Raw genomic sequence first — 8,353 nt, 5'->3', positions numbered from 1 at the left:
AACTTCCCTCCTTTTCTATAATTTTCTGATTCATACGCATCTTATTTTATCATAAAGGTTCAAAGTTTTCCACAAGAACTGGAAAAGAATTCACATTGTTAGCTGAAGTTATCCACAGAATGTGAATAAAGCTAAAATTTCTTATTTTAATAGGCTTCCTAATTGATTTAACAGTGGATAATTTTGTTATTTTAAAAAAAGAAAATAACAGTTTTATTTAAAACTGTTTATAATTCTTTGATATTCTTCTTCGCTTTCAAAAGGAATAATCAGCTTTCCTTTACTCTGGCTTTTTAACTGAATAGAAACTTCCAGACCGAGAATTTTTTTAATTTTTTCCTCTTCAGATTTAGCAAACAGTTCTTTATTAGGTTTCTTTTTGAGACTCTTTTTTTGCTGGAGAAGCTTTTCAACTGCTCGAACCGATAAATCTTCTCGACAGATCTTGTTCAGCCATAGTAACTGTTCTTCTTCTTTTAAGGGGACCAGCAGGCGAGCATGTCCTTGAGATATCTCTTCTTCCTTGATAGCTTGGCGAACTTCTTTAGCCAGCTGTAAAAGTCTGACAATATTGCTGATATAGGGTCTAGATTTTCCCATGATTTTAGCAATTTCATCATGTGTCAAGCCTTTGTCAATCAAATTTTGATAAGACTCAGCCTCTTCTATAGGATTCAAGTCTTCTCTTTGAAGATTTTCGATAATAGCCTGTTTCAGCATTTCATCATCAGATAATTCTTTTACGACAGCTGGGATTGTTTCTAGGCCAAGAAAAGAGGCAGCTCTAAATCTCCGTTCTCCTGCTAAAATTTCATAACCAAAAAGTGAAGATTTCCGAAGAATGATTGGCTGAATGAGACCATTTTCTTTGATTGATGACGCTAATTCCTCAATCTTTTTTTGTGAAAATTGTTTACGAGGCTGATAAGGATTGGTTCGAATGTCTTTAAGTGCAATATATTGAAAGTTTTCCATTTGTATATAGAATAACACACCTTTACGATTGTGTAAAGGTGTGTTGACAATCTTGTAAATAAGTTAATTTGAGCTTAACTCTTTTGTTGATTTAGTGAGTTTGATTTTGACTGTTTGAGATTTACCATCTCGGTAATAAGTAATCTCTACCTCATCTCCAATACTATGCTTGTAGAGAGCAGACTGAAGGTCACTAGTGGATTCCACATCTGTGTTATCTACTTTTGTAATGACATCATTTTTTTGAAGTTTGCCATCAGCAGGCATTCCTTGCTGAACAGAGCGAACAAGAATACCTGATTTCACTGAAGAAGGAAGATTTAATTTAGAAAAATCAGAAGTTGTCAGATTAGATAAATCCATCATTTGAATTCCTAAAGCAGGACGTGTGACTGTTCCATTTTTCTCAAGTTGATTGATAATATTTACGACATCATTAGATGGAATCGCAAATCCCATCCCTTCAACAGAGGTTTGGCCATTTGTTGAAATTTTACTTGAAGTAATCCCAATAACTTGTCCTTGGATGTTAATCAGCGGACCGCCAGAGTTACCAGGATTGATTGCAGCATCTGTTTGCAGTGCAGTTGTTGAAATATTTTCACCATTTTCAGATTGTAATGTAACGTTTCTGCCTAAACTAGAAATAATTCCTTGTGTGACAGAGTTAGCGTATTCTGTTCCAAGAGGGCTTCCGATGGCGATTGCTGTTTCACCAACTGTCAGAGAACCAGAATCTCCAAATTCTGCGACATCAGTTACTTTTTCAGAGCTAATTTTAACAACAGAGATATCTGAATAAACATCTGATCCAACTACTTCACCTGGAACCTTGTTTCCATCAGCTAGTAAGATATCTACATTGGTTGATCCATTAAGAACGTGGGTGTTGGTTACCAGATAGGCTGATTTTCCATCTTTTTTATAAATTACGCCAGAACCTTCACTGGAGATTTGTGATTCATCGTTGGAAGATTCATCATTGATAACGCTGCTGGAAGATTCAGCATAAGTAATTACTGAAACAACGGCATTTTGAACCTTTTTCACAGCTTCTGAAATGTCAGTAGAGTTTTTATATGAAGTAGTTACACTGGTTGTTGAATTTCCATTCATTTTTACACGTGAAGTTACTAATGTAGTAACATAATTCCCTAAACTTCCGCCGATAAAACCTACAATTAACACTGCAAAAAGCAATAAAGCCTTTTTGATGGCATTTGAAGAGTTTTTCATGTTTTCCTCCTTGAATTACAATTGATGAAATTATAGTTAGCTAAACTTAATTATAACTTAAATCCTCTAAGTTTTCCACATCTTGTGGAAAACTTAGAAAAACTGTTGATAGGCATTAGAAAATACACAGATTAGCCGATTCCCAGATAAATTTTACTTGTTAATAAAGTGTGAAGTATAGATGAATATGATAGAATAAACTTATGAAAATAAAACTTGTAACAGTTGGAAAACTGAAAGAAAAATATTTAAAGGATGGAATTGCTGAATACATGAAGCGTCTCAATCGATTCTGCAAGGTGGAAATGGTTGAGCTAGCGGATGAAAAAACACCTGATAAAGCTAGTGATTTAGAAAATCAGCAGATTCTTGAAAAAGAAGGAAATAAAATTCTGTCTAAAATCAATGAGCGTGAATTTGTTATTGCTTTGGCAATTGAAGGAAAGCAATTTCCGTCAGAAAAGTTTAGTCAGTTCATGATGGATACTACAGTGCATGGCTTTTCTGATATCACTTTTGTTATTGGGGGAAGTTTAGGTTTATCTCCTGCAGTAAAAAAACGGGCAAATCTTCTGATGAGTTTTGGCAAATTAACGCTACCTCATCAACTGATGCGCCTTGTTTTAATAGAGCAAATCTATCGAGCTTTTATGATTCAGCAGGGGAGTCCTTATCATAAGTAATCTTGACGGCAATCCTATTTTCTGATAGAATGAGATAGTATTGGTCTCATAGCTCAGCTGGATAGAGCATTCGCCTTCTAAGCGAACGGTCGCAGGTTCGAATCCTGCTGAGATCAGAAAGGTAAAAAAATGCGAAGTATTTTACAATATTTCGTGTTTTTTTCTTCTATTTTTTTGGTATAATGTCATTTTGGGGATAAAAAATGACATTTCAGGGAAAATTGTCACTAACTCTTTCTATTTTTCTATAATGATAAATGTAAGGTGACTTACAAGATAAAAAGATAGGAGATAGTTATGAAAATCTATTCTTTTCAAATTGCTGCAAATAGCAATTCACTTGTTCAAACCTTTTGGGATATAAGAGGTATTCCAAATCCATGGGATTGGATTTTTGGAAGATAAGAATTTTAAAGTTTAGGGGAGAAATTTATGTCACTTGAAATAATAGGATTAATTGTTCATCCTTTTATTAATGTAGCTGCATTTTTAGTGATTTTATCAAAAATCACTAAAATTAAGCATACTTACTTTTTTGTAGGTGTTTGCTTTGGTCTTGAGATTATAATTCCGTTTATAATTGCTTTTTTAGGGCATGTGTTTTCATTTGAAATCTCATTTCCATCATATGCACTGTCATTTTTTCTCCCTCTATTTATAGTTTGGTATTTTTGTAGAGTTGAAAAAATTAAAAAATATCAATCTTTCTTACTTTCGTTCTTTTTATGTTTGTCAATTGATAGTTCTACTACTTTCTTTTCAGTTATTATTTCATCTGTTTTAGGAGATGATTTTGTAGCTCAGTACATGGGCTTGTTTCTGACATGTATCAACTTAATATCCTTGTTCTTTATGGTAAAGGTTATTGATATTTTTGATTTCAGAATAGATTATCTTAAAAGAAGTTTCTTTAAATCTCAGATTCTGATGATTAGTAGTTTATATGCAATGAATTGGCTGATTTTAAATCTCTCTCATTGGATTAGTAATATAAGGCATTTCAACAGTTTTAGCAGTATGATTGCTACTATTTGTTTCTTGGCCTTTCTTTCTACCTTGGTGACGTTCAAGGACAGCCGTGAGAAATACGAAAAAGAAGAGCATTTGCGTCAAAAAGAATCTGAACAGCTTCGACTTCAGGAATATACTGATGAAATTGTGAGATTGTACTATGAAATCAAAGGATTTCGTCATGATTATGCTAGCATGCTGACAAGTATGCAAGTGGCTATTCAAACTGGAGATATCAAGGAAATTGAGCACATTTATCAAGAGGTCTTGGCTGATGCAAATTTGAACCTGCGTTCAGATAAATATACAGTTTTTGATTTGAATAATGTAGGAGATTCAGCTTTAAGAAGTGTCATGACCGAGACAATCTTTCAAGCGCGTGAACATCAGATTCAGCTGACTTTTGAAGTTAAGGATAAAGTGGAACGCCTTCCAATCAAGTTGTTAGATCTTGTGAGAATTGCTAGTATTTTATTAAATAATGCTATTGAGAGTGCCATTGACAGCCTGGAAAAAATTGTCCATGTTTCTCTGGTTCAACTGGATGATAGAACCATTTTTGTTGTTCAAAATTCTCGTAAAGAAGGAAAATTGGATTTGGAAGAACTCTATCAGCCCGAGTTTTCAACTAAAGGAGAAAATAGAGGCTATGGATTGAATAACATCAAGGAAATTTTAGATAGGTATGAATTTATCACCCTTGATACACAAATTGAGCAAAGAAATTTTACACAGATTTTAACAATTAGGAGATAGAATTTATGAAAGTGTTAGTTTTAGAGGATACCGTATCTCATCAAGTCAGGATGGAAACGACATTAGCAGAAATTGCTGAGGAACTTGGAATTGACATCCAGGTTCAGGTTACAGGAAAAATCAAAGAATTCAAAAAATATATTGAAAATGGAGACGTTAACCAGCTTTATTTTTTGGATATTGACATTAAGGGGGAGGAAACAAAAGGGCTGGAAGTAGCTCAATTTATCCGTCATCATAATCCTTATGCCATTATAGTTTTTGTAACCTCAAAATCTGAATTTGCTACTATGACTTTTAAATATAAAGTATCAGCACTTGATTTTATCGATAAAGATATCAACAATGATGCTTTTAAAAATAGAATCAAAGACAGTATTCTTTACACTAAGAGTACACTAATTGAAAATACCAATATGGTAGATTATTTTGAATATAGTTATCGTGGCAATGATGTTCGAATGCCTTATAACGATATTTTGTATATCGAAACGACAGGGAGCTCTCATAAACTTCGGATTGTCGGTAAAAATTTTCTTAAGGAGTTTTATGGAACGATAACAGATATTCAAGAAAAAGATCAGCAATCTAAACGATTTTTTTCACCCCATAAATCTTATCTGGTTAATATTGGCAACATTGTTGATTATGACAAGAAAAATCGAGAAATTATTTTTTACGAAAATCATCGCTGTCCGGTCACTCGTTTAAGAGTAAAATATCTGAAAGATATTTTCGAAAATAAAGGGAAAAGAGTTGACAAAGCTTAAAAACCTGATATAATGGAATATGTTCTGAAAGAGAGCATACCATATGGTCCGTTGGTCAAGGGGTTAAGACACCGCCTTTTCACGGCGGTAACACGGGTTCGAATCCCGTACGGACTATATTTTCCGGCATAGCTCAGTTGGTAGTAGCGCATGACTGTTAATCATGATGTCGTAGGTTCGAGTCCTACTGCCGGAGCTAGAGACACTCCTAGTGGGTGTTTTTTTATTGTTCAAAAAAAGCCTTCACTAGCATTTTAATGAAGAGCCTTATTTTTTAATTGGTAAGTAGCTGTTTTTTTGATATATTTACATTCTCTGTCGTTTTCTATGTAGAAAATTATAGCAAACAAATAAGATTATGCCAGATATGAAGGCAATGCCACCTTCTTTCAGTCCATTAGGAATGAAAGTGAGGACAACATTTCCTTCTCCTTTTTTCACATCTAATTTCATAAAGCCATTTTGAGCTCGTTTTAGTGTGACAGGCTTCCCATTAAGAGTGGCTGACCATCCCTTATCATAAGGAATGGTAAAGAATAATGAAGTATCCTTTTCCGCTCTATAGTTTGTTTTTACTGTGTTTAAATCAGTAGTTGTGGAAACAGGCTGCTCTTTTAATTTTTGAATGACCTTTTGATATTGCTCAGTATTAACGGCAAAAAATTCTGGCGTATCAAATGAAACTGTCGAATTGTCTGGGAATGTAAAGCGAATAGATACTGTTTGACTTTGACTGAAATAGCCAGCATTAAAGAAAGGAAAAACATTATTAGTTGTATAACGTTCCGTAAAATTATTGACAGTAATGTCAACATCTGTCTGATCATCATTACTAAAATCAATCCCAGCAACATTAACATATAGTTGACTGTTAGCAGGTACATTGACAGTATAGACTACGCTAGCAAAGCTTGTATTCTGTTCTCTGTCAACATCTACAGTCACTCTGTTACCAATCTGCTTGACATTTTCATTAGTAGTTATAGCATCTACTTTATCATAATATTTGAAATCAAAGCCAGTCAATTGATTTAAAAATTCTGTTTGATTATCTAGGGTCAAATTTGTAAACTTGACATCCTGGTAAACATCATTGGTCAGAAAAGCTAAACCAAGTGCTGCATCATTTTGGTAGAGAGACATTTCTTTTTCAGTTTTCTCAGGAAGAAAACCAAATTTTTGAGGATCTGTTTCAGATAGATTGTAGCGAACACCAAAAATACTGTCCATTAAAATACTGTTGTTTTGATAACGGAGATTCAGATTTGTTCCTGCTGATTTAAAACCAATTTTATCTAAAGTGGAACTTGCCTGAGTATTTCTGACAGATGAGAACTGGGAAATTCCATTGTAGTTGAATTTCATACTATCATTTCCAGTTTGTGGTTTCAATCTTTCAGTTCTAAAAAAGTCAATATTTTCCTTTTTGGAATAATTGACAAGCTTGTCAATCTCGTCAAGGTGGCTAGCATAAGATGAACGAGTAGCAAATACCCATTCTTTAGCAATTCCTCCAACTTGATAATAGGAATTAAGAGACAATTCAAAAGTAACAAAGAAAAGCAAGACAGGAAGAATGATTTTTGGTTGAATCGAAGATTTTGCTAAGACAAAGCTAATCAAGAGATAAGCCAGCAGAAATTCTAATGTTAGAATATAATTCTCAGGACCCAAAAAGTCATAATGTTTTCTCTGAATAAACGTCATAATGAATCCGAGGCTGAGCAAAGTGAAACTAATGGCAACATTCATTACTTTCACATCTTTCCAACGATTTAAAGTCTCAGCAGCCATATAGATAACTACCAGAGAAAATAACCAAGAATAACGGTGAAGAAACATGTTCGGAGCATGCATTCCCTGCCAAAGTAAGTCTAAATATTGAAGATAAAAACTAGCTATGAAAACTGCAAAGAGTAAAAAGTAGCAAAGTTTCACGTGAAACTTAACAGATTTTAAGGTGAAAAATAAGATAGCCAGAATCAAGGGGAAGGTGCCGACATAAATCATAGGGATAGAACCATACTTGGTTGTATCAAAACTGCCAATAAAATTTTTAGCAAACACATCTAAGAACCAACTTTTTTCTGTCAGCAAAGAAGAAACGTTTGTCAAGGTTTCACCATGAGTACTTATGTCTAGGTAAGTTGGCAGAATCATGATTAGGCTAGTCAGACCTGCTAAAGCAGATACGATTGTAAAGTCAAGTAAACTTTTAATTCTATTTTTGAAATCCCAAGATAATTGAAGAAGGTACCAAAAGACCAAAAAGATTGCCATCATATATCCAAAATAATAATTTTGGATGAAGAGAATTGACAGTGTTGTAAAGTATAGTACTCTTCCTTTTCCAGTTATCAACCTATGTAAACCTAGAACAATTAAAGGTGCAAGGATAAACACATCCAGCCAGGTTTTAATTTCCAATTGACTGACTGAAAAACTCATTAAAGAAAATGAAGTTGAAAGAGTGATGATGAGTAAAGCTGGAATCTTTTTGAATATTCCGTTGATGCTGATAAAGGCAGAGAGTCCAATTAATCCAAACTTGATTAAGGTAAATAGATAGATGGCATCTGGCATTGATTTCAAATCAAAGAAATAAACCAAGGGAGATAAGAAACTACCTAAATAATAACTGGATAAAGCATAGAAATTCTGCCCAAGTCCACTGGAGAAAGTATAGAAAATACTATCTGTACCATGGAGGATATTTCTTAGGTTAGTATCAAAAATGACATACTGATGAAAACCATCACCAAGCAAGGGAGACGTTTCGCTATTCCAGTAAATTCCGTACATCAAGTAGACAAAGAACATGATGAAAAACGGAAGAAAGAAGGCACAAAAATAAGGCCAATTTTTTTTAAAATATTCTTTAATGTGATTCATATTTCTTATATAGAAAGAGGCAGAAACGTT

General features: G+C 33.7%; 7 protein-coding genes and 3 tRNA genes. 7 read left to right on the top strand and 3 right to left on the bottom strand.

Annotation, left to right across the window (positions count from 1 at the left end):
* Positions 1–213: 213 nt before the first annotated feature.
* Both MFP28_RS11540 and MFP28_RS11535 read right to left on the bottom strand, forming a co-directional pair.
* Positions 214–975 (bottom strand): ParB/RepB/Spo0J family partition protein, encoded by a 762-nt coding sequence (locus MFP28_RS11540; RefSeq protein WP_002907626.1) that lies wholly within the window; start codon positions 973–975, stop codon positions 214–216.
* 63 nt (positions 976–1,038) lie between these two features.
* A complete protein-coding gene (locus MFP28_RS11535; RefSeq protein WP_002901929.1) occupies positions 1,039–2,211 on the bottom strand; it encodes a S1C family serine protease in 1,173 nt (390 codons plus the stop codon).
* Between the two features lie 203 nt (positions 2,212–2,414).
* Here MFP28_RS11535 and rlmH point away from each other — a divergent pair, with 203 nt between their 5' ends.
* The 7 genes from rlmH (at position 2,415) to MFP28_RS11500 (ending at position 5,627) form a co-directional block, all read left to right on the top strand.
* Positions 2,415–2,894: a 23S rRNA (pseudouridine(1915)-N(3))-methyltransferase RlmH gene (gene rlmH / locus MFP28_RS11530; RefSeq protein WP_002907625.1), complete on the top strand. Its 480-nt coding sequence runs from the start codon at positions 2,415–2,417 to the stop codon at positions 2,892–2,894.
* A 42-nt stretch (positions 2,895–2,936) separates the two neighbouring features.
* Positions 2,937–3,010: transfer RNA gene (locus MFP28_RS11525), tRNA-Arg, on the top strand.
* A gap of 181 nt (positions 3,011–3,191) precedes the next feature.
* Positions 3,192–3,299, top strand: coding sequence for a hypothetical protein (locus MFP28_RS11520; protein WP_032909851.1), 108 nt, complete (start codon positions 3,192–3,194; stop codon positions 3,297–3,299).
* Positions 3,300–3,326: 27 nt separating this feature from the next.
* Positions 3,327–4,661 carry a competence system sensor histidine kinase ComD gene (gene comD / locus MFP28_RS11515; RefSeq protein WP_002907623.1) on the top strand — a complete coding sequence of 445 codons (1,335 nt, stop codon included), beginning with the start codon at positions 3,327–3,329 and terminating at the stop codon, positions 4,659–4,661.
* Positions 4,662–4,666: 5 nt separating this feature from the next.
* Positions 4,667–5,431: a competence system response regulator transcription factor ComE gene (gene comE, locus MFP28_RS11510; protein WP_002899424.1), complete on the top strand. Its 765-nt coding sequence runs from the start codon at positions 4,667–4,669 to the stop codon at positions 5,429–5,431.
* 45 nt (positions 5,432–5,476) lie between these two features.
* Positions 5,477–5,548: transfer RNA gene (locus tag MFP28_RS11505), tRNA-Glu, on the top strand.
* Positions 5,549–5,553: 5 nt separating this feature from the next.
* Positions 5,554–5,627, top strand: a tRNA-Asn gene (locus MFP28_RS11500).
* Positions 5,628–5,737: 110 nt separating this feature from the next.
* On the opposite strand, the gene MFP28_RS11495 is transcribed toward MFP28_RS11500, so the two are convergent.
* Complete coding sequence (locus MFP28_RS11495) at positions 5,738–8,323, bottom strand: YfhO family protein (RefSeq protein ID WP_002907622.1); 2,586 nt, start codon at positions 8,321–8,323, stop codon at positions 5,738–5,740.
* Positions 8,324–8,353: the final 30 nt, after the last annotated feature.

The sequence above is a fragment of the Streptococcus sanguinis genome (assembly GCF_050234405.1).
Taxonomy (GTDB): Bacteria; Bacillota; Bacilli; order Lactobacillales; family Streptococcaceae; genus Streptococcus; species Streptococcus sanguinis_W.
This window is presented reverse-complemented; position numbering and strand designations above follow the sequence as displayed.